Source organism: Paraburkholderia sp. J7 (assembly GCF_905220155.1).
In the GTDB taxonomy this organism is placed as follows: Bacteria; Pseudomonadota; Gammaproteobacteria; order Burkholderiales; family Burkholderiaceae; genus Paraburkholderia.
Genome location: NZ_CAJMYZ010000076.1, coordinates 1 through 1,003, shown reverse-complemented (window position 1 = coordinate 1,003; position 1,003 = coordinate 1). Strand labels below are relative to the sequence as shown.

The 1,003-nt window shown below is 64.0% G+C and carries 2 protein-coding genes; one reads left to right on the top strand and one right to left on the bottom strand.

What is annotated here, in order from left to right; all coding sequences use genetic code 11:
• Positions 1-599: SDR family oxidoreductase (locus tag U5A58_RS40380; RefSeq protein ID WP_321965451.1), on the bottom strand; the 599-nt coding region annotated here is incomplete at its 3' end.
• Between the two features lie 150 nt (positions 600-749).
• On the opposite strand from U5A58_RS40380, the gene U5A58_RS40375 reads away from it, so the two are divergent.
• Positions 750-1,003, top strand: a 254-nt coding sequence (locus tag U5A58_RS40375) for a LysR family transcriptional regulator (protein ID WP_321965450.1), incomplete at its 3' end; no start/stop codon positions are given.

Sequence of the window (1,003 nt, the reverse complement as noted above, 5' to 3'; positions counted from 1 at the left end):
GCATCGTCGCCGGCCAGGTCGAGCAGGCCGGGCGTGCGGGTCGCGCCCGGGCTGATCGTGTTCACGCGGATCTGGCGATCCTTGAGGTCGAGAATCCAGTTGCGTGCGAACGAGCGCACCGCAGCCTTCGACGCCGAATACACGCTGAACGCCGCCGTGCCCGCGCTGCCCGCGGTCGAACCCGTAAGAATCACCGATGCACCCCTGGCCAGCAGCGGCAGGGCCTTCTGCACCGTGAACAGCACGCCCTTCACGTTGCGGTTGAAGGTGTCGTCGAAGTGTTCTTCGGTGATGTTGCCGAACGGCAGCATCGATCCGCCGCCTGCGTTGGCGAACAGCACATCCAGACGGCCCTGTTCTTCCTTGATCTGCGCATACAGCGCGTCGAGTTCTTTCAGCTTCGTGGAATCGACGCGCACGCCGGTCGCCTGGCCGCCCGCTTCGCGGATGCTCTTGACGGCGGCATCGAGTTCGGCCTGACGGCGGCCGGTGAGATATACATGCGCGCCTTCGGCGGCGAAGCGCTGGGCGGTGGCGAGGCCAATGCCGCTGGTTGCGCCGGTGACGAGTGCGATCTTGTTGTCGAGTTTGCGTGCCATGGTCGTGCTCCTTTCGTTTCGTTCGGTAGAAGTGGGTGCTGGCTGGTTCGGTGTTGCGTGCTGCGATGTGAGAAGAATATCGACGTCCCGGTCTTATCGAAATAGAATTGATTGCAACCTAACGTTGCATAAATGAAAAGATGAGGGGAAATGGCGAAGCTGCCTGATTTCGAAGGACTCGCGATGTTCGCGAAGGTCGCCGAGGAGGGATCGTTCGCGGCGGCGGCGCGCGCGATGGGCGTGTCGGTGGCGACGGTCTCGCGCGGTGTGGCGCGTCTGGAGGACCGGCTGGGCGCGCGGCTTTTCAACCGCACGTCGCGCCAGCTGTCGCTGACCGAGTTCGGCCGCACGATCTGCGAGAAGGCCGGCGAGATCTACCGGCAGGCGGAAGAGGCCGAAAGCGC